The organism is Cryobacterium inferilacus, from assembly GCF_019599185.1.
In the GTDB taxonomy this organism is placed as follows: Bacteria; Actinomycetota; Actinomycetes; order Actinomycetales; family Microbacteriaceae; genus Cryobacterium; species Cryobacterium inferilacus.
Genome location: NZ_JAIEUL010000001.1, coordinates 356,233 through 381,891 on the forward strand (window position 1 = coordinate 356,233; position 25,659 = coordinate 381,891).

Genomic DNA, 25,659 nt, shown 5'->3' on the forward strand with positions numbered 1-25,659 from the left:
GGGCCGCGCCCCTTCGAAAGGATGGTCATGAGCCCAACATCAGCATCGACCCCCGGCGTGCACGAGACGCTGGCTGCCCTGGCCGGCACCCTGGAAGGCAGCCTGCTGCTGCCGGGTGATCTCGGCTGGGACGAGGCCAGAGCGGCCTGGAATCAGGCCGTGGACCAGCACCCCAGCGCCATCGCGCAGCCGCGCTCTGTGCGGGACATCAGACGGGTCATCATCGCGGCGCGGGAGGCCGGGCTGGGTGTGACGGTGCAGCCCAGGGGCCACGGGGCCGCCGACGACCTGGCCGGCACGATCCTCGTGCGCACGAGCGCGTTCGACGAGGTCACGGTGAATGTCGTCGCCCGGTTCGCGCGCGTCGGGGCGGGTGTGCCGTGGGGAACGCTCCTCACCCGGCTCGACGGGACCGGACTTATCGCCCTGTCCGGGTCCAATCCAGACGTCAGCGTCGCCGGATACCTGCTCTCCGGCGGGCACTCCTGGTTCAGCCGGTGGAAGGGCCTAGCCGCCCACTCGGTTCGTGCCGTGGAACTCGTCGACGCCACCGGGGTACTCCGCCGGGTCACCAGGGACAGCGACCCCGACCTGCTTTGGGCTCTGCGCGGTGCCGGCGGCCTGTTCGGCGTGGTGACAGCGCTGGAGATCGACCTGTATTCCGCGCCAGACCTCTACGGCGGCAAGATCCTGTTCCCGGCGGAGTCGGCCGAGGTCGTCTTCGGTGCCGCGGCCGAGATCCTGCTGGATGCGCCGCCGGAGCTGAGCCTGTTCCTGGGCCTGATCAACATGCCCGACATCGAGGCGGTGCCCGAACTCCTCCGCGGACGAAGCTTCACCCAGGTGGACGCCGTCTTCGTGGGCTCGGCCGCGGCGGGTGAGGCTCTCCTGGCACCCGTGCTCTCGATCGCCCCCGTCATCGCCAACCTCTGTTCCGAGTTTTCGATCGGAGGCCTGGGCGATGTCTCCGGCGAGCCGCAGGACCCCTCGGCCACGCTGGACTGGTCGCGCACGGTGAGCGAACTCGACCCGGCGACGATGGCGGCCCTCATCGAGGCCTTCCACACCGCCAGCTATGCCGGTCTCACGCTGCTGCAGCTCCGCCCGCTGGGTGGCCTCATCGGCGACCCGGACACCGGAGCCGACGGTGTGGTCGGTCATCTCGATGCGGGCTTCCTGCTCTTCGCCTCTGCGATCCTCCCGCCCGGCGCCCCTGCCCCCGCCGCCTCGGAGCGCCACCTGTTGTTCCAGCCCCTGGACGACACCGTGCAATCCGTTGGCGTCGCCCGGACCGTGCCGTCCTTCCTCGCCAGCGGCCAGGACCTCTCCCTGGCGTTCGCCCCGGCCGAACTGCAACGTCTGACGGAGATCAAACGACGACTCGATCCGGAGAACCTGTTCCGCAGCAACCGGCCCCTGCCTCTCGGCCCTGAGACCAGGACCAGGCGGGCGGAACCTGGCGCATCCGACGCCCTGGACTGAGCTACCGGTTCAGACCGTACCGGTTCAGACCGCCTCGGCCTCGCGCACGATGCGCTGGCCGACGACGGCGGAGACCCCGTCCTGCCGCATCGACACACCGTAGAGCGCATCCGCGATCTCCATGGTGCGTTTCTGGTGGGTGATGACGATGAGCTGGCTCGTCGTGCGCAGATCCTCGAAGATCGTCAGGAGCCGACCCAGGTTGGCGTCGTCGAGTGCGGCCTCCACCTCGTCCATGATGTAGAACGGGCTCGGCCTGGCCTTGAAGATCGCGATCAGCAGGGCGACCGCCGCGAGCGATCGTTCGCCGCCGCTCAGCAGCGAGAGCCGTTCGATTTTCTTCCCGGCCGGTTTCACCGTCACGTCGATCCCGGTGCTGAGCATGTTCTCCGGGTCGGTGAGGAAGATGCTTCCGCTGCCGCCGGGGAACAGCACGGGGAAGACCTCGGCGAACGCCGCCTGGGTGTCATCGAAGGCGCTGGAGAAGATGGCACCCATCTTCAGGTCGATGTCCTCGATGATGCCCAGCAGGTCCGCCCTGGTGGTGGTGAGGTCGGTGAGCTGTTCGGTCAGGAACAGGTGCCGTTGCTCCAACGCCGCGAACTCCTCCAACGCGAGCGGGTTGATCCGCCCCAGCCTGGCGTACTTGCGTTCGGCGGCGGCCAGTCGGGCCTGCTGGTCGGCACGGTCGTACGGCGTCGTCGGCGTGCCGGCAGCCGCCCCCGTGGCCGGCGCCTGGTCGCTGTCATCGGCACCGGCACCGGCACCGGCACCGGGGCCACCGAGTACCGGCACCGGCTGGCCCGGCCCGTACTCCCCGACCAGCACGTCCTCCACGAGCCCCAGCTCGCTGGCGGCCCGTTCGAGAAGCGCCGACACCTGCAGCTTCTTCTCGTAGATGGCCAGTTCCAGCCCGTGCACGTTCTCGGTGATGGACTGCAACCGGGTGCGCAGCTCGCTCTCGGTACGGCGCAGCTCACGCAACTCGGTGTTCTGAGCGGCGCGTTCGGCCTCTGCGGTGGCCAGGTGCTGCCTGGCATCGGTCACGGCGGAGTCGATCGAGGCGAGCACGCCGGGCAGGGCGTCGGCGACGGCGGATGCGGCAGCAACCTGACGCAGCCGGAGCACGGTTCGCCGGGCGGCGGCATCCGCCTCTGCCCGGTCGGCGTCGAGCTGCCGGGTCAGCGACACCACCCTGGCCTGGCCCGTCCGCAGGCGCTCCTTGGCGGTGTCCACCCGCAACCGTGCCTCGATCTCGGCCTCCCGAGCGGCCTCGAGTTCGGTGAACAGGGAGTCGCGCGCGGTCACGTCGAGGATGGGCCTGGGCTGGGAGCGCATGGTGTGCAACGCGGCTGCGGCGGTCGCGGCCGCGGCTTCGGCCTCGGCGATGCCGGCGGCGGCAAGTTCGGCGGCGGCAGACAGCCGGTCGAACTCCGCCGTCGCCGCGTCGACCTGAACCGTCAGGCGGCTCAGCCGCTCCGCGCGGGCGCTCTGCCTGCTGCTCTGCTCCCTGAGCGCGGCCTGGGCGGCCCTGACCTGCTCCCGAGCCGTGGTCAACAGCTCGCGCTGCACGCCGAGGTCGCCGGCGACCCGTTCGATCAGCGACGTCACCTCGGCCAGGCGGTTCTCGGCCGTGTCCCGTTCGGTGACGAGCTCGAGCTTGCTGGGAGCGGCGCCGGAACCGCCACGCAGGGAGTGCGCGGTGAGCACGTCGCCCGCACGCGTGATGATGGTCGACGGTGTCGCGGCGCCACCGGCATCCGCAAGGGCGACGGCCGCGGCGAGGTCGTCGACGATGACGGTGCCGGCGAGCAGGCCGAGCACCCCTGCCGGCGCGTCGACGACGGTGCGGGCGAGGGTGGCTCCGGGCAGGTCAGACAGGTCTGCCACACCGGCAGGTTCAGGCGCCGGCGCCGAGTTCGCGGTGACCGCGTCGGTGATCACCAACTCGATCCGGCCCAGGTGCAGGTGTTCGGCGTGCGAGACGGCCGCGACGGCGGCGTCCCGTCCGTCGGCGGCGACGGCATCGGCCAGGGTGCCGAGCGCCGCGGCGATGGCGCGCTCGAATCCGGGCTGCACGCTCATCACCTCCGCGACCAGGCCGAGGATGCCGGGCAGGTTCGCGTCGAGGAGGGCAGCTGAGCCGTCTTTCTGGCCGAGCGCCAGGGACAGCGCTCCGGTGCGCGCCGCGAGGGCCTCCCGTTCACGCTCGTGGCCGTGCAGCTGTTCGCGGAGCGTCTCGACCTCGGCCTCGGCCTGCGCGACCTGCGCCTGCGCGAGCTCGACCACCTCCTCCAGGTCGACCTCGCTCTCGGAATCATCCGTGTCGTCGTCCTGTTCGGCGAGGTGCCGGCGGGACGCGGCCAGTCGTTCGCGGGCGGAGTCGAGGGCACCCTGCTGCCGCAGCACCTCTCCCCGCACAGCGGCCAACCTGGACGCGGCCGTGTCGGACTCCCCGGCGAGTTGGGCCACCTGCAGATCGTGACGGGACACGAGCGCGGATTGCGACGCAATCTCCTCGTCGACGGCGTCGAGGTCCCGGCGCACCGAGGCGGTGACGGTGCGGGCCCGAGCCCAGGCGTCTTCGGCGGTCTGGATGCCCGCCCGCAACCGGTCGACCTCCGCGCTGGCCTCGGCCACGCGTTCCGGGGTCACGCCGGCTGGTCGTTCACCGGGTTCGGCCTGGGTGCCGAGCAGGGCGAGACGCTGGTTGGCGAGGGTGTACAGGCCCCGCAGGCGCTCCTGAGCGGATTCGAGCCCGAACGCGTTTCGCCTGGCCACGTCGACGGCGTCGCCGATCTGTGCCTGTTCCAGCCGGCGCACACGCGCCTGGTTGTGGTCGAGCTGTTCCTGGATGACGATCCGTTCGGAGTGACGCTCGCTCTCGGTGCGCCCGTGGGCATCCAGTGCCCGACGCAGCACCACAACATCGTCGGCGAGCAGGCGCGCCCGGGCGTCACGCACCGTCGCGGCGATCTGTTGGGCCTGCCTGGCCACCTGGGCCTGCTGACCCAGCGGCTTGAGCTGGCGGCGGACCTCCCCGGCGAGGTCGCTCAGCCGGGTGAGGTTGGCCTGCATCGCCTCGAGTTTGCGCAGGGTCTTCTCTTTACGGCGGCGGTGCTTGAGGATCCCCGCGGCCTCTTCGATGAAGCCGCGCCGATCCTCGGGGCTGGCCCGCAGCACGGCATCCAGTTGGCCCTGGCCGACGATCACGTGCATCTCCCGGCCCAGACCGGAGTCGCTGAGCAGCTCCTGCACATCGAGCAGGCGGCAGGTGCGGCCGTTGATCGCGTATTCGCTGGCACCGTTGCGGAACAGCGTGCGCGAGATGGTCACCTCGGTGTAGTCGATCGGCAGCGCCCCGTCGCTGTTGTCGATCGAGAGGGTCACCTCGGCCCGACCGAGCGGTCCCCTGGTCGACGTCCCGGCGAAGATGACGTCTTCCATCTTGCCGCCGCGGAGGGTTTTGACCCCCTGCTCGCCCATCACCCAGGCCAGGGCGTCGACGACATTGGATTTTCCGGAGCCGTTCGGTCCCACGACGCAGGTCACCCCGGGTTCGAAGGCGAAGGTCGTGGGCTGTGCGAAGGACTTGAAACCCTTGAGGGTGAGGCTTTTCAGGTACAACGCGCCCGTCCTTCCTGCACTGTTTGGCACGGCACTCGTCCGGCTGGAACGGCTTTCGTCAGGTCAACGGTACCGGAACGACAATGATTTACCGGGAACGGCCCGCTGGACAATGCGTGATGCGTCCGATCGGCCGGCGCTGGCTGGGACTGTCCAACCGTGCCAACCAGGCCTAGGCTCTGCGCACATGGAGCCCCGTTCGTTCGACGTCGGTGAGTTGGCCATTCCGTCCGAGCCGGCCGGCCCCGGTTGGGCGGATTTCGCGGCCGCCGCCGCCGTGCGGAACGCCGTGGAGGAGGACGCGTACGGCACCGGGGTGCTCGCGCATTCCGCCGAGGAGCAGTTGCCCGCCTGGCTGACCCAGCAACACGAACCCCGCCGGCTGTTCGTGGCGCGCGTCGATGGTGTCGTCGTGGCACGCGCGGTCTACGAAACCCTGGCCGATCCGACGTCTGACTTCGCTTGGTTCACCGTCGAGGTGCTCCCCGCTTTCCGCCGCCTGGGACTCGGGTCCGCCCTGGCCGACCTGCTGGACGCCATCGCCGCTACCGAACGGCGCACGGTCAACGTGGTCTACGCGATGTCGCCGGATGCCCCCGGTGAACGCCTGTGGGCGCCGACGGGATTCGGTTCGGTGCCAGTGGGCAACCCGGAGGTGCGGTTCCTGCTGCGACGGGGTTTCCACCTCGAACAGGTGGAACGCGGCAGCATCCTGCTGTTGCCGGTCGCGCCGGCCGCTCTCGACGGCTACCGCTCTGCCGCCCAGGCGGTGGCGGGTGACGACTATGCGGTGCTCAGCTGGACCGGTCCAACGCCACAGCGGTGGTTGGATGACCTCGCGCTGCTGTACACCCGCATGTCAACCGATGCGCCAACGGCGGGCCTGCACGAACCGGAGGACGTCTGGGACTCCGACCGGCTGGTGGCCGAGCAGGCGGCGAGTTGCACCGGCGGACGGGTGGCACTGGTGTCCGCGGCGCTGCACCGGCCAAGCGGCCGGCTGGCCGGGTTCACCGAGTTGTCGGTGCCGACGGATCCGCGGCGCTCAGTGGAGCAGGACGACACGCTCGTACTCAGGGAGCACCGCGGCCACAGGTTGGGCATGCTGATGAAGGTGGCCAACCTGCAGCACCTCGCCCAGCAGTTCCCCGAGCAGACCGCCATCACCACCTTCAATGCCGAGGAGAACCGGTACATGCTCGCCGTGAATGAGGCGCTCGGCTTCGTGCCGATGGGCTACGAGGGTGCGTGGCGCAGGGTCAGCGCAGCCGCTGGCAGCGCGGGCAGTAGTGCGACGACCGATTCATGAACTTGGCGCGCACCAGCTCGGTGCCGCAGCGCGGGCACGGTCTCCCGTGCTGGCCGTAGGCGTTCAGGCTGTGGGAGAAGTAGCCGGACTGGCCGTTGACGTTCACGTACTGGGCGTCGAAACTGGTGCCGCCCTCCACGAGAGCGCGCAACAGGATCGCGCGGACCGCCGCCAGCAGCCGTCGGGCCGTGGCGGGCGAGAGCGAACCGGCGGGCTGATCGAAGTGCACCCTGGCGTCGAAGAGGGCTTCGTCGGCATAGATGTTCCCGATTCCGCTGACCACCTTCTGGTCGAGCAGCACCCGTTTGATGCCGGAGCGGCTGCGGGCCAGCACGCGATAGAAGTCGGTGGCACGGAAGGCGGGGTCGAGCGGGTCGCGGCCGATGTGCGCCACCTGGCTGGGGATCAAGGCGGTCCAGGCCCCGGCGGGCGCCGGCTCAGGAGAACCCGGCGCGAGGCCGGGTCCGGAGTACCCGGCCGCTCGGCCGTCGGCGGTGGGCTGCATGGTGTCGACGGCCATGCTGCCGAAGATGCGCTGATCCACGAAGTGCAGCGCGAGTTCGCCGTGCACGGGATGGTCCAGGCTCAGGCGGATGCGCAGCAGCGGCTCCGCCGGCTCGCCGGGGGTACGGAGCAGGACCTGGCCGCTCATGCCGAGGTGGGCCACCAGGGCCCGGTCAGGGGCCGCCGTGGCCGAGGGCGCACGCAGCGGCAGCCAGAGGAATTTGCCGCGGCGCACGGCCGAGTCGATGCGGGCGCCGGTGAGCAGCGCCTCGAAATCGCCCAGCGCCACGTCGTGACGGCGCAGGGAGCGCGCGTCGAAGACCTCCACCCCGGTGATGAGCGCACCGGTCACGGCGGGTTCCAGGCCCGCACGAACGACTTCGACCTCGGGAAGCTCTGGCATCGATCAGGTGCGGGTGCGCAGCCGGGTCCACGCGTCGAGGGCCGCGGCCATCTCGGCGTGTTTCTTGCTGGTGCCTTCACCCGTGGCGGTCACGCTGGACCCGACGGTGACCGTGGCGATGAAGACTTTCGAGTGGTCAGGCCCGCTCTCGGCGACCGAGTAGACGGGCACTCCGGCGCCCAGCCGGGCTGCGGTCTCTTGCAGGCTGGTCTTGGGATCCATCGAGATCCCGAAGTGCCCTGGGTCGGACAGCATCGGCTGGATGAGGCGCAGCACCAGCGCGGTCGCCGATTCCACCCCGGTGTCGAGGTAGGCGGCGCCGATCAGGGCTTCGACGGTGTCGGCGAGGATCGACGATTTGTCGCGGCCGCCGGTGAGAGTCTCACCCTTGCCGAGGCGCACAAAATCGCCCAGACCGATGCCGCGGGCGATCTCCGCCAGAGCGGTCGTCGATACCAGGCTGGCTCGCCTCTTGGCGAGGTCACCCTCAGGCAACAGCGGGAAGTCGCGATAGAGCATCACGGTGACGGCCTGACCCAGGATCGAGTCGCCCAGGAATTCCAGGCGTTCGTTCGTCGGCAGTCCGCCGTTCTCGTACGCGAACGAGCGGTGCGTCAACGCGAGTTGCAGCAGGTCCTCATCGATCCGGAGACCGAGCACCTGCTGCAACGCAGCGAGGGAACCCTTCTGCGCGCCGCGGGCAGCAGAAACTCCTGCAGCGTTCATGCCTGCAGGAGTTCCTGTTGCGGGATCGGCGTCAGAACCTGACACGGTTGTGCACCAACCCTCTGACTAGATGTCAGCGACCTTGCGGCCCTTGTACTCCATGAAGAGTGCGGTGCCGGCGGCGTCGGTGACGACCTTCGCACGGTGCGGGAGGCTGTAGACAACCTTGCCGTTTTCCATGGTCTTGACCAGGGTGGGCGCTTCGGCCTTCCAGCAGGAACGGCGGCTGCGGGTGTTGGAGCGTGATTGCTTGCGCTTCGGGACTGCCATGACTACTTCTCTTCTCTATCCGGTACAGCATGAATGTCGTCATCCGTGCTGATGCTTTCGGAAGCTTGGAATTCCAATAGTGCGGACCAGCGGGGATCCTGCACGTCACTCGGTTCAAGTTCAGGGGAAGTGGCACGCCGTTCCCCGGTCTCTGGGTCGAGACCCGGGCAATCCCGCCGGCAAACCGGCTGGAACGGCAGTGACAACACCACTGCATCCCTGATTAGTGGTTCAAGATCCACGTGGTCATCTTGAACCGCACACTCATAAGCTTCGTCTAGATCGTACGCGAAAAGCTCGGTAAAATGAACTCGGACAGGCAATTCGATGTCAATCAGGCATCTTCCGCACTCTCCGGCGGCTTTTCCGGTCACATCGGCGGTCACCAGGATGCCCTCGTGGATGCACTCCAGACGCAGATCGGCCTCGAGGGTGGAGCCGGCCTTCACGGCGACAAGCGCTTCACCGAGGTCGTGGGGAACGACGATGTCGATTTGTCGCTCATACATCGTTCCCGGGCGGTTGATCATGTCGCGGACGTCAACCTTGTACGGGGTCTTCTTGAACTTGTTCACAAGGGAAAATTCTACGCGCCCGTTGGGGTGCGCTCGTCCGCCGCCCCCTCCCGCACGTCGGCGGTGTCCCCGGCCAGGCCCATCCGACGCAGGACCGGCGAACTCAGCGATGCCGGCACCAGCACGGCCCGTAGCCGGTCCAGCCGGCTGGAACCGCCCCGCACGGCCCGCGTGACGGTGTCGAGGTCGGGGAGCAGTCGAGGGTCACCGGCAGCGGCCGGGGCCGGACGCCGGGCGTAGCGGGTGCGTTCCGTGGCAACGAGCAGACGATCGAGTGCCGCCGTCACCTCCGGCGTGTCGCCCACTCCCCGTCTGGCCAGGAGACCCTCGGACAGTTCCCTGGCGGTGAGGGTGTCAGACACCCCCACCCCGTGGTCCACGGCGGTGTCGGTCAGCTCCTGCCAGGCGACGGCGGCATCCGCCCGGCCATCCGCCAGCCGCAGCCGACGGCGGCGTGCGCGCCATCGGCGCCACACGCCAGGGACCAGCAGGAGGATCAGCAGGCCGACCGCCACCAGCCCGATGCGCAGGAGGATCTCGCCGACCCCGTCATCCGTGGTCGTGTCCGTCGACAGGCTGTCGGTTTGGAGGCCGTCGGCGTCATTCTGCTGCGGCGCCACCTGGGGTGCTGCGGCGCCCGTGGGCTGGCCAGACACCGCCGAGTTCTCCGGCTGCGCGTAGTCGGGAATCGACCCGCGCCCCGGGGTCGGTTCGAACGGCACCCAACCCACACCGGTGAAATACAGTTCCGGCCAGGCGTGCAGGTCGTGCGAATCGACGTTGTACCGGTTGAGCCCGTCGATGACCGTGGACGTGCGGGTGCCGGGCAGGTAGCCCAGCGTGATCCGTGACGGGATGCCCAGGCTGCGGGACATCATCGCCATGGCGGAAGCGAAGTGCACGCAGTATCCGCGCTTGGCCTCCAGGAAGGTGCCGATGACATCCGCACCACCACCGTCGTAGCCCTCGTCGACGGGCGCCTCGGTGTCGTAGGTGAAGTCGCTCCCGCGCAGGTAGTCCTGCAGCGCGACGGCAGCGTCGTAGTTCGAGGTCGCTCCAGCGGTCACGGTTCTGGCCGTCTCGCCGATGACGGCGGGGGTGTCGGCCGGCAGTACGAGGGACGGCTCAATACCGATCGGGTAGCGACCATCCGCCTGCCGCAGCTGCTCCCTGGTGGGCTGCAGCTCCAGTGACGTCACCGAGTACCTCTGCCCCACGGTGGTGCTGTCGGCACTCGAGATCGATCGGGTGTTGTTGTTCCAGAACCAGTCCCCCGTCAGGCCCGCCACGCTCGTCGCCGGCACGGGAACGGGAAGCAGGTCTGTGGCCACACCGTCGATGCCGACGACGGTCGTCACGGTGGTCCTGGCGACCTCCTGGGTGAGCCCGGGCGGGATCTCGATGTCGGTGACGGTGTTCTCCGGGTCGGGCTCGACTGCGCGTGGCAGCCAGGTCGCTCCCCTGATGTCGTCGAGGGTGAGCAGGGCGAAATACGGTTGTTCCTCCGCGGAGGTGCGGTAGTGCAGTGCTGGCCCGGCCTGGGGGCGGCGGAGGTCGTCGCCGAGGTCGATCATGGGTGTGATCCCCGAGCCGAACAGGGCGCTGCTCGACCGTCCGCCCGAGGCGGCTCCGCCGTACTGCGGTACGCTCGAACTCACGACGAGAGCGGCGACGATCCCGAGCGCCGCGATGGCGACGGTGCCCCGCAACGCCACACCGTCGCTGCCCACCGGGGCCACGGGTCCCGCGGTGTCGACAGCGGGCGGGCGGAGGTGCACCTCCACTCTCAGGAGCACGAGGTAGGCCACCGCCGTCGCGACCAGCGCGGTCCAGCCCGCGCCGTCTGGCTCGACCACCCCGGGCACCGCGATCGGCACCAGCACCGGTATCCCCGCCAGCGCCGGCCAGCGCAGGCCGATCGCCAGGGTGTCCATCAGGATCGCCAGGACCCCCACCCCGACCGCCAGGAGGAACAAGATGCCGTCGAACACCTCCGCGGGCGTGTCCTGGGTCTGAATCGACACGATCCCGGCCTCGGCCTGATCCGCGAACACGGTGAGGGTGTCCCCGGTCGGAAGCAGCCAGAGCAGCCCGGTTCCGCTGCCGAAGAGCAGGGTGAGCAGCAGCACCAGCACACCCATCGTCAGCACCGGCACGAGGGCCGCCGGCGCCCTGGCCCTGCGGATGCCGGCCGCGGAAGCGAGGACCACGGTCGCGACGATCAGGAGCACCCACCACCAGGCCGATCCGGCCAGCACCGACCCGAGGGCGCTGCATCCGGCCAGGAGGAGCACCAGCAACATCAGCGACAACGGCCAGCGCACGGGAACGGGTGGCCTCGTGCGGCGGGCGGGGCGGGCGGCCCGGCTAGTACCGGTCACTGTGATCACCCCCGTGCTCCCCCGCTCGCAGCCACGTCGCGTCCACCGGGGAAACGGCGGTGAGCGGCACACACTGCCAGCCGGCCTCGACGAGGCGGTCGACGGCGGGTGCGGGCATGGTGTCGAAGACGAAGGCGACGGCCGGCTGGCAGAGCGGTCGCAGAGCGGCCACGTCGGTGGTGTCGGCCGTGTTCGTGTCGACGAGCACGGCGAAGGTGGGGATCTGTCCGCCGCCCGGCCGTGTGCTCGGCCGAGCCGGGCCGCTCGAGCCGCCCCCGGCCGTTGCCGGCGTGCCTGCGGGACCGGCGTGGTCTGTGCGCACGACCCGCGCCAACGCATCCAGCAGCGCCCGCGAGCCGGCGGGGCCCGTGAACGCGACCGGTTCATCGCCGCGGAGACCACCGTGACTGCCCGCGTCGGGGTCGACGATGAGGCGTCGTTCGCCGCGGCCGGAGCGCTGCGGGCTCAGGGACGATGACCCCAGCGGGGACGGGATCAGCTGGGACGGCCCGATCTCGATCATTTCCACCCGGAATCCCCCGTCGAGGAGGTGCTCGGCGATCGAGGCGACGAGTTCGACGGCACGCTCGAACTCCGGGGAGTACCCCGACGTGGCCGGGCTGCCGCCGCGGGTCGTGTCCAGCACGATCCGGGCTTCGGGGTGGCTGCGCTGCTCCTCCTGCCGCACCATGATCTCGCCGTGCCGGGCCGTCGCGGGCCAGTTCACCCGGCGCATCGGATCACCCGGGCGGTATTCCCTGGCGATCAGCTCGTCGGAATCGTTGTTGAGGTGTCGCAGTCGCTCGTGCCTGGCCCCCTCTCCCCTGGTGATCGACACCCCGTTTCCGGGTAGCGGGGTGACCCGTGGCGTGACCGTGAGATCGTGTGGACCGCCCACCGGCCATTCGGCGTACGCCAACCCGAACGGATCGACGCGGCCCAGCATCAGCGGCCCGATGGCGTAGCTGCCGCGGCGCGCCGGCCTGACCTGGTAGGTCACCACCGCGGTGTCCTTGGCGCTGGGCCCTCCGGTGCGGGCGGCGCCGAGGGGGCGGAGGGGTTGGGTGTCCGGCACCACGATCCCGCCTCCCGCCGTGTCGCGCCAGCGCAGCCCGGAGACGGGCATGTCGGCGAGATTGCGGATCTGCAGCGTCACGGTGGACGCCAGCCCGGCGGGGACGCTGCCGGGCCGGAAGGTGCGGCTGACGGTGACCCGCACCGGGTGCACCAGCACGTATCCCAGCGCCACCACCGGCACCAGCACCAGCACGCCGGCCATGAAGAGCAGGTCACGGAGGTCGAAGCCCCACGCGCCGATGAACAGGGCGGAACCCACCCCCAGGAATAGGCCGCCGCGCAGGGTGGGGCGCACGAGCCGGCGGGAACGTGCCACCGGCGGCGGGCTGGACCAGGACCCCGTGGCGGTTCTCTCCCGCTGGGGTTCGCCGGCCGGGCTCACGGTCGTCTGCGCCATGTCTGCTGCCCGGCCCCGCTCACGGCCCTACAGCCGGCCCTGCACGCCCGTCGGCACCGGCGTGGCCGCCAGGATGCGCCGCACCGTCTCTTCGATGAGCAGCGCGCTGTCCTGGGATCGGTGCCCTAGTGCCCGGGTGGTCGGCACGAGCCGGTGCCCGAGGACGGCGACCGCGAGGGCGTCGATGTCGTCGGGGAGGACGTACTCCCGGCCGTGCAGGGCAGCCTGCGCCTTGGCCGCCCTGATCAGCTGCAGGGTGGCGCGTGGGCTTGCTCCCAGCCGCAGGTCGCGGTCTTCCCTGGTGGCCCGCACCACGGCGACGGCGTACTCCTTGACGGCGCCGGACGCGTACACCCCGCGGGCGGCGGTCATCATGCCGCGTAATTGGGCGGCGGTGACGACGGGGTCGATCTGTACCAGCGGGCTGGTCAGGTCGCGGGAGTCGAGCATCGCCAGCTCGGACTGGGAATCCGGATAACCCATCGAGATCCGCGCCATGAACCGGTCCCGCTGCGCCTCCGGCAGGGCGTAGGTGCCCTCCATCTCGATCGGGTTCTGGGTGGCCACGACCGTGAACGGCCGATCGAGCCGGTAGCTGTGGCCGTCCACGGTGACCTGGCGCTCTTCCATGCACTCCAGCAGCGCGGACTGGGTCTTGGGGCTGGCGCGGTTGATCTCATCGCCGATCACGATGTTGGCGAAAATGGGTCCTGGCTTGAATTCGAATCGGCGCTCGGCCTGGTTGTAGACCGATACTCCGGTCACGTCCGACGGCAAGAGGTCGGGGGTGAACTGGATGCGACTGACGCTGGAATCCACCGACTTGGCCAGGGCCTTGGCGAGCATGGTCTTGCCCACCCCCGGAACATCTTCGATGAGCAGGTGCCCCTCGGCCAGCAATACCGTCAACGCGATCTGCACGGCGGAGTGCTTGCCGTCGATGACGGATTCGACGTTCCGCATGATCGCCAGTGCGGCGCGCTGCACATCGTCGAGGGAGACGATGGTGTCCCCCTCGGCGTGCTCCGGGTGCCGGTCGGACACGCTCTCCCGCACCGAGGTGGTTCCCGTCGACGCCGCACCGCTCGTCAGGTCGGTGCCGGTGCCGAGCTTCCCCTGGAAGGTGTTCATGCGAGCGGTCGATTCAGGAATGCGGCCACCGCGGGCGGCACGTACGGGGCGATGTCCCCGCCCAGGGCGGCGACCTGCCGCACCAGCGAGCTCGACACGTGCGCGTGGGCGGGATCGGGGAGCATGAAGATCGTCTCCACCTCGGCGAGGTTGCGGTTGACGATGGCCATCGGGGTTTCGTAGGCGACGTCGATCTGCGAACGGATGCCCTTGACGAGCACGCTCGCCCCCACATCGATGCAGTAGTCGACGAGCAGCCCCACGCTCCAGGAACTGACAACGATGTTGCTCGGCAGTCCGCCTTCGGCGATAGCGCGCTCGATGAGGGACACTCGCTGGGTGATGGGCAGCAGCGCCGACTTGTTCGGGTTGTGCACCACCAGCACGTGCAGCTCGTCGAACAGTCCGGCCGCTCGTTGGATCACGTCGAGATGCCCCAGTGTGACGGGGTCGAAGGAACCAGGTACGACGGCGATCCTGCGCATACGGTTCACCCTAGCGCCAGGCCGTGGCCAGCGCTGCCCGAGCGTTGCGGATCGGTCGGACGTCGAGGCCTTTGCCAGGGAGAGCGCTCAGTGCCCCCCAGACGGGTCACCCCTTGGACAACGCCGCCCTGGCGGTGTCGTCGAGGCGTCGCCGTACCGCTTCCCGGAGCGCGGGCATGGTGCGGATCTCCGGGTCGCCGCCGATCAGCTCGCGCGCGGCCGTGCGGGCATCCGAGATGATGTCGCCATCGGTCGCCACCCGCAGCAGCCGCAACGACGATTGACCGCCGGACTGGAACCGTCCGAGCACATCGCCCTCCTGCCGTTGTTCGAGGTCCACCTGCGCCAGTTCGAACCCGTCCAGCGTCTTGGCCACGGCCTCGATCCGCTCTCGCGCCGGCGTGCCGATCGGAGCTGTCGTCAGGAGCAGGCACAGGCCGGGCACCCCGCCACGGCCGACCCGGCCGCGCAGCTGGTGCAGTTGGGACACCCCGAAACGGTCGGCGTCCATCACCACCATGGCGGACGCGTTGGGCACATCCACCCCCACCTCGATGACCGTGGTGGCCACGAGCACCTGGATGTCACCGGCGGCGAACGCCTGCATGGTGGCATCCTTCTCGTCGGCGCTCATGGCGCCGTGCAGGGGTTCGATGCGAACCGACGTGAGCAGCGGATGCCTCCGAAGGTTGGCGAGGAGCTCCTCCACATTGGTCATCGGTGTGGCATCGAAGTCGATCTCCTCGCCCTGCTCGATTTTCTTCGGCGCGATCGCCGGGCACACGATGAAGCACTGCCGGCCCAGCGCGAGCTCCTCCGACACGCGTTGCCACACCCGCATCACCCAGGCCGGTTTCTCGTCGAGCGGCACGACGAAGCTCTCGATGCCCGGCCGGCCGGCCGGGAGGATGGCGATGGTGCTGACGTCGAGGTCGCCGAAGACGGTCATGGCGATGGTGCGGGGAATGGGTGTGGCGGTGAGCACGAGCACGTGCGGCGGCAGCTCGGCCTTGAGCCGGAGCGCCTCGCGCTGGTCGACGCCGAAGCGGTGCTGTTCGTCGATGACGACGAGGCCGAGGTCGAAGAACTGCACGGTGTCGCTGAGCAGCGCGTGGGTGCCGATGACGATGCGGGCCTGACCGGACACCGTGCGCAGCAGGGCTTTCCGCTTCGCGGCGGCGGGCAACTGGCCGGTGAGCAGGGTCGGCATCAGTTCGGCCGCGAGGTCGGGCCCGAGAATGCGGGTAATCGAGCGCAGGTGCTGACCGGCGAGCACCTCGGTGGGGGCGAGCAAGGCCGCCTGGCCGCCGGAATCCGCCACCGCGAGCATGGCGCGCAACGCCACCACGGTCTTGCCCGACCCGACCTCGCCCTGCACGAGCCGGTTCATCGGCGCGGTCAGGCCCATGTCCCGGCCGATCTCCGCGCCGGTGAGCTCCTGGTCCACGGTGAGGGCGAAGGGCAGAGCGGCGTCGAAGCGCTCCAGGTATCCACCGGGTACCGGCAGTCGCACCTTGGTGCGCAGGGCCCGGTGCTCGGTGTGCTGTTGCACGAGCACGCACTGCAGCACAAAGGCCTCGGTAAACCGCAGCGTCGTCCTGGCCGCGTTCCATTCCTCGTCGGTGACGGGGCGGTGGATGAGGGTGAGTGCGTCGCGGTGCCCGAGCAGGGACCGTTCCAGGCGCATCTGCTCAGGGATCGGGTCGTCGACGGGGCCGAGCTGCCCGAGCACGTCCACGATGATCTTGGCGATCTGCCAGCTGGTCATGGCCGCAGTGGCCGGGTAGATCGGGATGGGTCGCTGGCCCCACAGCCGGGCCTGGGCCGCATCCGCCGGCGAGATCGTGGCATCCATCGGGTCGTCGCTGCCTGGCACGATCTGATAGTCGGGCTGGGCGAGCTGGCGGGCCTTGTTGAAGACCGTGACCTTGCCGGAGAACATGCCGCGCATGCCAGGGCGCAGCGTCTTGACCAGCCAGGGCTTGTTGAAGAAGGTGAGCGGAAGCATGCCGTGACCGTCGGAGATCACCACCTTGGTGCGGTGCAGCGCCTTCTTGCCCGGCTGCGCCCGACCGTAGTCCTGCACGGTCACCGAGATCACTTCGGCCAGCACGGTGACGGATTCGTCGAGGGGCAGCTCGGCCAGGGTGGTGAGTTCGCCGCGCCGGGCGTACCGGCGCGGGTAGTGGCTGAGCAGGTCGCCCACCGTGGCCATGCCGAAGGCCTTGGCCAGCACGGTGGCGGGCCCGGCGGGGAGCACGACACGCAACGGGGAGTCCAGGGTCAGCGGAGCGGGGTCGTCGAAGGGATCGCGCGGGGTGGCGGCGGCATCCGAACCGGTCATACTCCGATGCTAAACGTCCCCACCGACAGAGGCAGCCGCACGGAGGCTAGGCTCGTAGGCAAATGACGCGAATTGTCGCCGGGTTCGCCGGCTCCCTCACTCTCACCGTGCCGGCCAAGGGCACCAGGCCCACCAGCGACCAGGTCCGCGAGGCGATGTTCTCCGCGCTCGACGCGCGCGATGCCGTACGCGGCTACCGGGTGCTCGACCTCTACGCCGGTTCCGGCGCACTCGGCCTGGAGGCCGCCAGCAGGGGCGCCAGGGTGGTCACCCTGGTGGAGAACGGCTTCGCGGCCAGCCAGGCCTGCCGCAAGAACGCGGCGGCCGTGCAGAAGGCCGCCCCGAAGGGCGCCCAGCTCGCCATCTCGGTGTCGAGCCAGGCCGTGTCGTCGTTTCTCGCTGCTACCCCGGACGGCTTCGACCTGGTGTTCCTCGACCCGCCGTACGACCTCGCCGACACGGAACTGGCCGCGAACCTCGCCGCACTCGTGCCGCTGCTCGACCGGGATGCCCTGGTCGTGGTGGAGCGGTCGTCGCGCTCCCCCGAACCCGTCTGGGGTCCGGGCCTCGAGCTGGAACGCCGGAAGAACTATGGCGACACCACCCTCTGGTACGCCGCGGTCGCCAGCCCCTCCTAGACGCCGCCAGAGGGGGCGCCGTCAGAGGACGGCGCCGTCCCAGCCGCGGTAGGGGTCCCAGCCGCCCTGGGTGTGCGGCCGGCCGTCCACCAGGACCGTACCGGCCTGGTCGGTGACCAGACCCAGCCGCCGGAAACCCTCCGGCAGCGGCGCGTCGGGCGGGAAGGTCGCGAGCAGCCCGTGGTCCTCGCCACCGTTGAGGGCGAGCTCAGGCTGTGCGCCCAGCGTCGCGGACTCGAAGTCGATGCCCACACCGCTGGCTCTGGCGAGCCGGCCGGCGTCGATCGCCAGGCCGTCGGAGACGTCGAGCATGGCGCTGGCGCCGGCCAGGGCGGCGACGGCGCCCAGGTGGATGGGCGGTACAGGGGCCAGCTGCGCCGCCACGACCTCCGGCCGGCTGGCCTTGAGGGTGTCGGCGAGTTCCCGGCTGGGCACGCCGTGCTCGTCCACGCCCAGCCGAAACAGCAGGCCGAGGCCGATGCCGGCGTCGCCGAGTCGCCCGGCGTGCGCGACGATGTCACCCGCTGCCGCGCCGGAGCGCAGCACCGGAGAGCGCCCCTCCAGGTCACCGAAGGCGGTGATCGACAGGGTGAGCGCGTCGGAGGCCGACAGGTCGCCACCAACCACGCCGCATCCGGGAGCCAGCGCCGCACAGCCGTCGCGGAGGCCGTCGGCGATGCCGAGGATCACCGAGATCGGCGTCGACGGCGGTGCAGCGATGGCCACGACGAGGGCGGTCGGCCTGGCGCCCATGGCGGCAACGTCGGAGAGGTTGGTGGCGGCGGCCTTCCAGCCCAGGTCGTGCGGTGTGGACCAGGCCAGGCGGAAATCCGGGCCCTGGATCATCATGTCGCAGGTGACCACGAACCGGCCGTCGGTGACGGAGAGCACGGCGGCGTCGTCGCCGGGGCCGACCAGTTCGGTATCCGCCTGCGGCAGCCGGGGGAAGATCTGGGCGAGAACCTCACCCTCGGTCAGGTCGGCCAGGGTCTTCTCGGTCGGCACGGGGGTCGCGGCCGCAGCATTCGTCATACGTCAAACGGTAACCTGAATGTGATGACTCCCCCGTTCACACCCCCGCACACCGACGGCGCACACCGCACCGCACGCCGCCCAGCACGCCGCACCGGCCGGGCCGCCACCGCGGTGCTACTCAGCGTCGTGGCCGTCGCGCTCGCCGGATGCGCCGCAGCGGTACCCATGCAGCCGGCCGCGGACGCCGTGAACCCCGACTGCGCCAACATCATCGTGCACCTGCCCACCACGGTCGCCGATCAGCCGGAACGTGAGACCAACGCTCAGGCCACCGGCGCCTGGGGCGACCCGGCCGCCGTGCTACTCACCTGCGGCGTCACCGTACCGGGGCCCACCACCCTGCCCTGTGTCAACATCAACGGCGTCGACTGGATCGAAGACGACTCCGAGGCGCCGAGGTACCGGTACACGACCTACGGCCGGGACCCCGCCACCGAGGTCTACATCGACTCGGAGCTGGTCAGCGGATCGACCACCCTGGTGGATCTGGCCGACGCGGTGGCCTACGTGCCCGCCACCTCGCAGTGCGTCGGAGCGAACGACGTGGAGCTCCCCTCGGAGACCCCGGCGCCCTGACCCCGGCCGCGCTAGTCGGCGACGACCGCGGAGGTGCGGCGACGACGGTGCGCCGCGCGGGCCAGCGCCACCTCGATGAGTTCGTCGATCAACTGCGGGTAGGTGTACCCGCTGGCCAGCCAGCAGCTCGGGAACATCGAGATGGGGGTGAAGCCTGGCATGGTGTTGATCTCGTTGATCACCCAGCCGGTCTCGGTGAGAAAGAAATCCACCCTGGCCAGGCCGCCGGCATCGATCGACTCGAAAGCGCGCACCGCGATGCGCTGCATCTCGGCCAGGTCGGCTGCGTCGAGGTTCGCCGGGCAGACCAGGTCGATCCCGGCGGCGTCGAGGTACTTGGCGGCGAAGTCGTAGAAGTCACGGCCGGTCACGACCACCTCACCGGCGACGGATGCGTGCGCGGGCTCCCCCGGGCGGCCCTGCAGCACGGCCACCTCGAGTTCGCGGCCCACCAGGCCGGCCTCGATGAGCACCTTGTCGTCCTCGGCCAGGGCCACGGTCATGGCCTCGGCGAGCTGGTCGGAGCTGCTGACCCTGCTCACGCCCACGCTCGAGCCGGCGCGGGCGGGCTTGACGAAGGCGGGCAGGCCCAGCTCCTCCAGAGCGGCGTAGGCCATGCCGGGGGCATCCGCCCAGTCATCCGCCGTGATGGTGCGCCAGGGCGCTACCGCCAGGGACGCCTGCTGCAGCACGGTCTTGGTGAAGTGCTTGTCCATGCCGATGGCGGAGGCGAGCACGCCGGAGCCGACGAAGGGCAGGTCGATGAGCTCGAGCATGCCCTGCACGGTGCCGTCTTCGCCGTACGGGCCGTGCAGGATCGGGAAGACCAGGTCGACGGTGCCGAGGCTGCGGCGCCCTGAGGCGTCGACGACGGTGAGTTCACGGCTCGCGGCGCTATCGGGCCAGAGCACCCGGGAACCGTTGTCGATGACCTCGGGGAGGGCAGCGCTGGACAGCGCGAACTTGGCCGGGTCGTCGTCTTCGAGAACGAAGGCGCCGTCCCTGGTGATCCCGACCGGGATGACCGTGTACCGCTCGCGGTCAATTGCGGCTAGAACTCCGCCCGCCGTGGCGCAGCTGATCGAATGTTCGCTTGAACGCCCCCCAAACAGCAGCGCTACCGTGAGTTTGTCCGTCATCAATGGTCCTTTCACCCTGCGGTGCGCCGGAGTCAGTCGTGAGGTGGGGCGCAATATCCCGCGGCTTCAGCGTACCGGCCAGCACCTGGCGCACCTGTTCGACGATGGGCATGTCGACGCCCTTGGCGCCGGCCAGCTCCAGGACAGGGCCCACAGAGGCGAGGCCTTCTGTGGTCTGCTGCATCTGGGCGATGACGTCGTTGTAGCTGTAGCCCTGGCCGAGCAGGCGGCCGGCGGTGTTGTTGCGGGAGAGCGGCGACTGGCAGGTGGCGATGAGGTCACCGAGGCCCGCGAGACCCGCGAGGGTCTCCGGCTGGGCGCCATATGCCACGGCGAAGTCGGTCATCTCCACCAGCCCGCGGGTGATGATGGATGCCTTGGTGTTCTCGCCGTAACCGACACCGTCGACGATGCCGATGGCCACGGCGATGAGGTTCTTGAGCACGCCGCCGAACTCGGTGCCGATGACGTCGGTGTTCACGTACGAGCGGAAGTACTTCGTGGTCGCCAGCAGGGCCACGGCGTGCGCGGTCTCCAGGCTGGACGAGGACACCACCGCAGCGGTCGGCTGCTCCTTGGCGATCTCGAGGGCGAGGTTGGGCCCGGAGATGGCGGCGATGCGGGCGGGGTCGATCGGCAGAACCTGCTCGATGACCTCGCTCATGCGAAGCCCTGATGCGCGTTCGACGCCCTTCATGAGCGACACGATGATCGCCTCGGGTGCCAGGAACGGCTCGGCCTGGATCAGGTTCTCGCGCAGGGACTGGCTCGGCACCGAGACGAAGACCTGTTCGGCGCCCGCCAACGCCAGGTCGAGGCGGGAGGTGGCGCGGAGACCGACGGGCAGGTTGATGCCGGGCAGGTAGTCGCTGTTGCGCCGGCCCTCGGTGATCTCCCGCGCCAGTTCTGGGCGCCTGGCCCAGAGCACGACGTCGGCTCCCCCGTCGGTGAGGATCTTGGCGAAGGTGGTGCCCCAGCTTCCCGCGCCGAGAACAGCCACCCGGGTTCCTGGCAGGACTTTAGGCTTCAAAACGGCCGGTCTCTTTCTGATCGTGCTCGGAAGGATTCCAGCGCGTGACCGGTGCGGTCTCGTTGCGGAGGTCCTCGAGCAGTGCGGTGATGGCATCCATCACCACGGCGGTCGCTTCGTTCAGCGTGGCGGTGTTCAGCGTACGATCGCGGAACTCGGCCAGGTCGATCGGGTCACCGATCTTCACCAGGATGGTCTTGCGGGGAAAGAGGTGCAGCTTCTTCGAGTACCGCGGCATGATCTGCTGGGTACCCCAGTGGGCGGCGGGCACGATCGGGATGCCCTGCTCCAGCGCGATGCGCACGGCACCGGTCTTGCCGCGCATCGGCCACAGCTCGGGGTCGCGGGTGAGGGACCCTTCCGGGTACACCACCACGATCTGGCCGCGCTCCACCAGCTTGCGGGCGGCTTTGACCGGCTCACTGCCACGCACCGAACCGCCGCGCTGCACCGGGATCTGGCCGGACTTCACCAGCAGCCAGCCGGCGACGGGCAGCTTGAACAGCGACGCCTTGGCCAGGAACCGGGGCAGGCGGCCGAGCTTCCAGCTCACCATGCCCATCACGATCGGGTCGATCTCGCTGTAGTGATTGGGCGCGAACACGAACGCCCCCTGCCGGGGCATCTTGTGACCGTCGGTGATGCGATACCGCGCCACCAGGTTCATGAACGGCACCACGATCACCGCCAACAGCCAGAAGATCGACGGCCGGCTCTTCTCAGAGCGAACCTTTCGGTTGCCCGTCACCGGTGACGGGGAGGAGGAATCAGGCACGGTGGAGTCTGGCACGTTGGAATCTGGCACGGTGCCATTATCCTTCGAGATCGAAGTCAGCCCCCAACAAACGCAGCTTGGTGATGAAGTTCTCGTATCCGCGGCTGATGATTCCCACGTTGCTGACGGTGGAGGTGCCCTCGGCGGTGAGCGCCGCGATGAGGTGGCTGAAGCCACCGCGCAGGTCGGGAACCTCGATGTCGGCGCCCACGAGCTTGGTGGGGCCGGCGATGACGGCGGAGTGGTTGAAGTTGCGCTGGCCGAACCGGCACGGGTGCCCGCCGAGGCACTCGCGGTGGATCTGGATGGTGGCACCCATCTCGACCAGGGCGTCGACGAAGCCGAAGCGCTGCTCGTAGACGGTCTCGTGCACGATCGACACGCCGTGGGCGTGGGTGAGCGCGATCACGAGCGGCTGCTGCCAGTCGGTCATGAAGCCGGGGTGAACATCCGTCTCAATGATGACGGGCTTGAGGTCGCCGCCCGGGTGGTAGAAACGGATGCCGTCGTCGGCGATGTCGAACGCGCCGCCGACCTTGCGGAAGACGTTGAGGAAGGTGAGCATCTCGGCCTGCTTGGCTCCGCCGACGAAGATGTCGCCGTCGGTGGCCAGAGCGGCCGCGGCCCAGCTGGCGGCCTCGTTGCGGTCGAACAGTGCGCGGTGCTGGTAGCCCTGCAAGCTGTCGACACCCTCGATGCGGATCACCCGGTCGGTATCGACCGTGATGATGGCGCCCATCTTCTGCAGGATGTTGATGAGATCCATGATCTCCGGCTCGATGGCCGCGTTCTTCAGCTCGGTGATGCCCTCTGCACGCACGGCGGTGAGCAGAACCTGCTCTGTGGCGCCGACGCTCGGGTACGGCAGCTCCACCTTGGTGCCCTTGAGACCGTTCGGCGCCGACATGCGGATGCCGTTGGGCTGCTTTTCGACGACGGCACCGAACAGGCGCAGCACTTCGAGGTGGTAGTCGATCGGGCGGTCGCCGATGCGGCAGCCACCGAGGTCGGGAATGAAGGCCTCGCCCAGACGGTGCAGCAGCGGGCCGCAGAACAGGATCGGGATGCGGGAGGAGCCGGCGTGCGCGTCGATGTCGGCGTAGTGCGCGCTCTCCACGTCCACCGGGTCCAGGCGCAGGCTGCCGGGCTCGTCGCCCTCGCTGACCTTGACGCCGTGAGCCTCGAGCAGGCCGCGCACGATGCGCACGTCGCTGATGTTGGGCACGTCGCGCAGGATGCTCGGGGTCTCACCGAGCAGCGCGGCAACCATGGCCTTGGTGACCAGGTTCTTGGCACCCTTGACCTCGATGCGTCCGATCAGCGGGCGTCCGCCGCGGATGGTGATCTTGTCTCCGACCAGGCCCACATTGGCTCCGTGGCTCTGCGCGTTTCCGCGCTCCGAGGTGGCTTGAACGTTCTCACGGACCTGATTTTTGTCGCCGACGATGATCACAAATTTACCTGCCTTGCGGGGAGAGTGCGGGGGCGCCAGGGCTCCCTGTGGGATTCGAATTCTGCGATTCGCGCTTCATCGCGCAGGGTGAGGCCGATATCGTCAAGCCCTTCCAGCAGTCGCCATCTAGTGTATTCGTCGACCTCGAATGAGACTGTGAGGTCACCGACACTGGCAGTAGAGGCAACCAGATCCACGGTCAGTTCTATTCCGGGCTCCGCCTCGAGAATTCCCCAGAGGGTCTCGGCGTCCTCCTCGCTGATCTGGCCGGCCAGCAGTCCCTGCTTGCCGGAGTTGCCGCGGAAAATGTCGCCGAACCGGGGGCTCAGCACCACGTCGAAGCCGAAATCGCGCAGGGCCCAGACGGCGTGTTCGCGGGAGGAACCGGTACCGAAGTCGGCGCCGACTACCAGCACTTTGGGGTTCTGATAGGCCGGTTGGTTGAGAATGAACTCAGGATCCTGCCGCCAGCCGTAGAAGAGGGCATCCTCGAATCCGGTCTTGGTGACCCGCTTGAGGAACACGGCGGGGATGATCTGGTCGGTGTCCACATTGGAGCGACGCATCGGCACGGCAACGCCGGTGACGGTGGTGAATTTTTGCATGTCTGGCGCTCCTACAGGGTCTCGGTGATCAGATCGGCCGGCACGATGCCGTCCTGCACGAGGTCCCAGGGACTCGACAGGGTGCCGCGGATGGCGGTGGCCGCGGCCACCAGCGGGGAGACCAGGTGGGTGCGTCCGCCCTTGCCCTGCCTGCCCTCGAAGTTGCGGTTGCTGGTGGAGGCGCAACGCTCCCCTGGGGCGAGCTGATCCGGGTTCATGCCCAGGCACATCGAGCAGCCGGCGAAACGCCATTCAGCGCCGAAGGCGAGGAAGACCTTATCCAGCCCCTCCGCTTCGGCTTCGATGCGCACGCGGGCGGATCCGGGTACGACGAGCATCCGCACGCCGTCGGCGATGGTCTTGCCCTTGATGATCTCGGCGGCCGCGCGCAGGTCTTCGACCCGGCTGTTGGTGCAGGAGCCGAGGAACACGGTGTCGACGTGGATGTCCTTCATGGCGGTGCCGGCGGCCAGGTCCATGTATTCCAGGGCGCGTTCGGCGGCGCTGCGCTCGTTGGCGTCGTCGATCTCGGCCGGGTTGGGCACGGTGTCGCTGAGCGAGACGCCCTGACCGGGGTTGGTTCCCCAGGTCACGAAGGGTTCGAGCGTGTCGGCGTCGAGGATCACCTCGGCGTCGAAGGTGGCGCCCTCGTCGGTGGCCAGGGTGTCCCAATATTCGACGGCGGCGTCCCAGTCCTCGCCGGCGGGCGCGTGGGCGCGGCCCTTGAGGTAGGCGTAGGTGGTGGCGTCCGGCGCGACCATTCCGGCGCGGGCGCCGGCCTCGATCGACATGTTGCAGATGGTCATCCGGCCCTCCATGGAGAGGGCGCGGATGGCGCTGCCGCGGTATTCGAGCACGTAGCCCTGACCGCCGCCGGTGCCGATCTTGGCGATCACGGCGAGGATGATGTCCTTGGCCGTGACGCCGGGGCGCAGGGTGCCCTCGACGGTGATGGCCATGGTCTTGAACGGCTTCAGCGGCAGTGTCTGGGTGGCCATGACGTGCTCCACCTCGCTGGTGCCGATGCCCAGCGCCATGGCGCCGAAGGCCCCGTGGGTGGAGGTGTGCGAGTCGCCGCAGACGACGGTGATGCCCGGCTGGGTCAGACCCAGCTGGGGGCCGACGACGTGCACGATGCCCTGTTCGATGTCGCCGAGCGAGTGCAGGCGGATGCCGAACTCGGCGCAGTTGCGGCGCAGCGTCTCGATCTGGGTGCGGCTGGTGAGGTCGGCGATGGGCCGGTCGATCGCCAGGGTGGGCGTGTTGTGATCCTCGGTCGCGATCGTGAGGTCGGGGCGGCGAACCGGGCGCCCGGCCAGGCGCAGACCGTCGAAGGCCTGCGGGCTGGTGACCTCGTGCACGAGGTGCAGGTCGATGTAGATGAGGTCAGGCGTGCCGTCCTCACCCTTGGCTACCAGGTGCTTGTCCCAGACCTTCTCGGCCAGGGTGCGCGGGCGGATGTCCGCGTTGATTGCGTTAGTCATGTGTGTGCGTCTTCCTCGGGAACGGTGGTCAGCCAACGACGAACTCCGCGACGAGTGGGCCTGTTAGAAACGAGACTCGTCGCGGCAAAGAAGAAGAAGTCGACTAAACAGCACACCACAGGCTAACACTTCGCGAGCGTCGCGCTGGGCCCTGAAAATTCGGGGCCGCCGGGGCGAGGATCACGGTTCGCGGGTGGCTTGGCCGCGGGAGAC

21 protein-coding genes are annotated in these 25,659 nt (G+C 69.2%); 4 read left to right on the top strand and 17 right to left on the bottom strand.

Features of this window, described 5'->3' with window-relative positions; genetic code table 11:
- Window positions 1-27 precede the first annotated feature (27 nt).
- Window positions 28-1,482: an FAD-binding oxidoreductase gene (locus K2F54_RS01720; RefSeq protein WP_220604094.1), complete on the top strand. Its 1,455-nt coding sequence runs from the start codon at window positions 28-30 to the stop codon at window positions 1,480-1,482.
- Window positions 1,483-1,506: 24 nt separating this feature from the next.
- Here the strand turns inward: K2F54_RS01720 and smc are convergent, their stop codons facing one another.
- The gene (gene smc / locus K2F54_RS01725; RefSeq protein ID WP_220604095.1) at window positions 1,507-5,109 is read right to left on the bottom strand and encodes a chromosome segregation protein SMC; all 3,603 of its coding nucleotides are present in this window, start codon (window positions 5,107-5,109) and stop codon (window positions 1,507-1,509) included.
- A 187-nt stretch (window positions 5,110-5,296) separates the two neighbouring features.
- Here smc and K2F54_RS01730 point away from each other — a divergent pair, with 187 nt between their 5' ends.
- Window positions 5,297-6,418 (top strand): GNAT family N-acetyltransferase, encoded by a 1,122-nt coding sequence (locus tag K2F54_RS01730; protein WP_220604096.1) that lies wholly within the window; start codon window positions 5,297-5,299, stop codon window positions 6,416-6,418.
- Here the strand turns inward: K2F54_RS01730 and mutM are convergent.
- The 9 genes from mutM to K2F54_RS01775 form a co-directional block, all read right to left on the bottom strand.
- On the bottom strand, window positions 6,369-7,325 hold the full coding sequence (gene mutM, locus K2F54_RS01735) for a bifunctional DNA-formamidopyrimidine glycosylase/DNA-(apurinic or apyrimidinic site) lyase (RefSeq protein WP_220604097.1): 957 nt from the start codon (window positions 7,323-7,325) through the stop codon (window positions 6,369-6,371). The genes K2F54_RS01730 and mutM overlap by 50 nt on opposite strands.
- Window positions 7,326-7,328: 3 nt before the next feature.
- Window positions 7,329-8,051 (bottom strand): ribonuclease III, encoded by a 723-nt coding sequence (gene rnc, locus K2F54_RS01740; protein ID WP_220604098.1) that lies wholly within the window; start codon window positions 8,049-8,051, stop codon window positions 7,329-7,331.
- Between the two features lie 66 nt (window positions 8,052-8,117).
- Entirely contained in the window at window positions 8,118-8,321 is a 204-nt protein-coding gene (rpmF, locus tag K2F54_RS01745; RefSeq protein WP_220604099.1) for a 50S ribosomal protein L32, read from the bottom strand.
- A 2-nt stretch (window positions 8,322-8,323) separates the two neighbouring features.
- Window positions 8,324-8,896 (bottom strand): YceD family protein, encoded by a 573-nt coding sequence (locus tag K2F54_RS01750; RefSeq protein ID WP_308287449.1) that lies wholly within the window; start codon window positions 8,894-8,896, stop codon window positions 8,324-8,326.
- A gap of 11 nt (window positions 8,897-8,907) precedes the next feature.
- On the bottom strand, window positions 8,908-11,277 hold the full coding sequence (locus K2F54_RS01755; RefSeq protein WP_220604100.1) for a transglutaminase TgpA family protein: 2,370 nt from the start codon (window positions 11,275-11,277) through the stop codon (window positions 8,908-8,910).
- A complete protein-coding gene (locus K2F54_RS01760) occupies window positions 11,264-12,751 on the bottom strand; it encodes a DUF58 domain-containing protein (RefSeq protein ID WP_220604101.1) in 1,488 nt (495 codons plus the stop codon). The genes K2F54_RS01755 and K2F54_RS01760 overlap by 14 nt, the downstream gene beginning before the upstream one ends.
- A gap of 27 nt (window positions 12,752-12,778) precedes the next feature.
- Window positions 12,779-13,882, bottom strand: coding sequence for an AAA family ATPase (locus tag K2F54_RS01765; protein ID WP_220604102.1), 1,104 nt, complete (start codon window positions 13,880-13,882; stop codon window positions 12,779-12,781).
- Entirely contained in the window at window positions 13,879-14,367 is a 489-nt protein-coding gene (gene coaD, locus K2F54_RS01770; protein ID WP_220604103.1) for a pantetheine-phosphate adenylyltransferase, read from the bottom strand. The genes K2F54_RS01765 and coaD overlap by 4 nt, the downstream gene beginning before the upstream one ends.
- Before the next feature lie 106 nt (window positions 14,368-14,473).
- Window positions 14,474-16,711 (bottom strand): ATP-dependent DNA helicase RecG, encoded by a 2,238-nt coding sequence (locus tag K2F54_RS01775; RefSeq protein WP_220604104.1) that lies wholly within the window; start codon window positions 16,709-16,711, stop codon window positions 14,474-14,476.
- Between the two features lie 62 nt (window positions 16,712-16,773).
- Between K2F54_RS01775 and rsmD the strand changes: the two genes are divergently transcribed.
- Window positions 16,774-17,349, top strand: a complete 576-nt coding sequence (rsmD, locus tag K2F54_RS01780; RefSeq protein WP_220604105.1) for a 16S rRNA (guanine(966)-N(2))-methyltransferase RsmD — start codon at window positions 16,774-16,776, stop codon at window positions 17,347-17,349.
- A gap of 21 nt (window positions 17,350-17,370) precedes the next feature.
- Here the strand turns inward: rsmD and thiL are convergent, their stop codons facing one another.
- The gene (gene thiL, locus K2F54_RS01785) at window positions 17,371-18,381 is read right to left on the bottom strand and encodes a thiamine-phosphate kinase (protein ID WP_220604106.1); all 1,011 of its coding nucleotides are present in this window, start codon (window positions 18,379-18,381) and stop codon (window positions 17,371-17,373) included.
- 24 nt (window positions 18,382-18,405) lie between these two features.
- On the opposite strand from thiL, the gene K2F54_RS01790 reads away from it, so the two are divergent.
- On the top strand, window positions 18,406-18,960 hold the full coding sequence (locus tag K2F54_RS01790) for a DUF3515 family protein (protein ID WP_220604107.1): 555 nt from the start codon (window positions 18,406-18,408) through the stop codon (window positions 18,958-18,960).
- A gap of 11 nt (window positions 18,961-18,971) precedes the next feature.
- On the opposite strand, the gene K2F54_RS01795 is transcribed toward K2F54_RS01790, so the two are convergent.
- The 6 genes from K2F54_RS01795 to leuC all read right to left on the bottom strand — a co-directional run bounded on the left by K2F54_RS01795 (window position 18,972) and on the right by leuC (window position 25,446).
- On the bottom strand, window positions 18,972-20,099 hold the full coding sequence (locus tag K2F54_RS01795) for a D-alanine--D-alanine ligase family protein (protein WP_220604108.1): 1,128 nt from the start codon (window positions 20,097-20,099) through the stop codon (window positions 18,972-18,974).
- Window positions 20,002-21,099: an NAD(P)H-dependent glycerol-3-phosphate dehydrogenase gene (locus tag K2F54_RS01800; RefSeq protein WP_308287450.1), complete on the bottom strand. Its 1,098-nt coding sequence runs from the start codon at window positions 21,097-21,099 to the stop codon at window positions 20,002-20,004. The genes K2F54_RS01795 and K2F54_RS01800 overlap by 98 nt, the downstream gene beginning before the upstream one ends.
- Before the next feature lie 19 nt (window positions 21,100-21,118).
- Complete coding sequence (locus K2F54_RS01805) at window positions 21,119-21,934, bottom strand: lysophospholipid acyltransferase family protein (RefSeq protein WP_308287451.1); 816 nt, start codon at window positions 21,932-21,934, stop codon at window positions 21,119-21,121.
- A gap of 7 nt (window positions 21,935-21,941) precedes the next feature.
- On the bottom strand, window positions 21,942-23,270 hold the full coding sequence (gene murA / locus K2F54_RS01810) for a UDP-N-acetylglucosamine 1-carboxyvinyltransferase (RefSeq protein WP_220604159.1): 1,329 nt from the start codon (window positions 23,268-23,270) through the stop codon (window positions 21,942-21,944).
- 83 nt (window positions 23,271-23,353) lie between these two features.
- The gene (leuD, locus tag K2F54_RS01815; protein ID WP_220604110.1) at window positions 23,354-23,962 is read right to left on the bottom strand and encodes a 3-isopropylmalate dehydratase small subunit; all 609 of its coding nucleotides are present in this window, start codon (window positions 23,960-23,962) and stop codon (window positions 23,354-23,356) included.
- A gap of 11 nt (window positions 23,963-23,973) precedes the next feature.
- The gene (gene leuC / locus K2F54_RS01820) at window positions 23,974-25,446 is read right to left on the bottom strand and encodes a 3-isopropylmalate dehydratase large subunit (protein ID WP_220604111.1); all 1,473 of its coding nucleotides are present in this window, start codon (window positions 25,444-25,446) and stop codon (window positions 23,974-23,976) included.
- Between the last annotated feature and the right edge of the window lie 213 nt (window positions 25,447-25,659).

Excerpts from the sequence above, each read along its gene's own strand:
- K2F54_RS01765 (WP_220604102.1), bottom strand. The coding sequence starts at position 13,882 with ATGAACACCTTCCAGGGGAAGCTCGGCACCGGCACCGACCTGACGAGC.
- K2F54_RS01720 (WP_220604094.1), top strand. The coding sequence starts at position 28 with ATGAGCCCAACATCAGCATCGACCCCCGGCGTGCACGAGACGCTGGCT.
- K2F54_RS01790 (WP_220604107.1), top strand. The coding sequence starts at position 18,406 with ATGACTCCCCCGTTCACACCCCCGCACACCGACGGCGCACACCGCACC.
- leuC (WP_220604111.1), bottom strand. The coding sequence starts at position 25,446 with ATGACTAACGCAATCAACGCGGACATCCGCCCGCGCACCCTGGCCGAG.
- rnc (WP_220604098.1), bottom strand. The coding sequence starts at position 8,051 with ATGAACGCTGCAGGAGTTTCTGCTGCCCGCGGCGCGCAGAAGGGTTCC.
- K2F54_RS01730 (WP_220604096.1), top strand. The coding sequence starts at position 5,297 with ATGGAGCCCCGTTCGTTCGACGTCGGTGAGTTGGCCATTCCGTCCGAG.
- coaD (WP_220604103.1), bottom strand. The coding sequence starts at position 14,367 with ATGCGCAGGATCGCCGTCGTACCTGGTTCCTTCGACCCCGTCACACTG.
- thiL (WP_220604106.1), bottom strand. The coding sequence starts at position 18,381 with ATGACGAATGCTGCGGCCGCGACCCCCGTGCCGACCGAGAAGACCCTG.
- K2F54_RS01760 (WP_220604101.1), bottom strand. The coding sequence starts at position 12,751 with ATGGCGCAGACGACCGTGAGCCCGGCCGGCGAACCCCAGCGGGAGAGA.
- mutM (WP_220604097.1), bottom strand. The coding sequence starts at position 7,325 with ATGCCAGAGCTTCCCGAGGTCGAAGTCGTTCGTGCGGGCCTGGAACCC.
- K2F54_RS01795 (WP_220604108.1), bottom strand. The coding sequence starts at position 20,099 with ATGACGGACAAACTCACGGTAGCGCTGCTGTTTGGGGGGCGTTCAAGC.
- K2F54_RS01775 (WP_220604104.1), bottom strand. The coding sequence starts at position 16,711 with ATGACCGGTTCGGATGCCGCCGCCACCCCGCGCGATCCCTTCGACGAC.
- rsmD (WP_220604105.1), top strand. The coding sequence starts at position 16,774 with ATGACGCGAATTGTCGCCGGGTTCGCCGGCTCCCTCACTCTCACCGTG.
- leuD (WP_220604110.1), bottom strand. The coding sequence starts at position 23,962 with ATGCAAAAATTCACCACCGTCACCGGCGTTGCCGTGCCGATGCGTCGC.
- rpmF (WP_220604099.1), bottom strand. The coding sequence starts at position 8,321 with ATGGCAGTCCCGAAGCGCAAGCAATCACGCTCCAACACCCGCAGCCGC.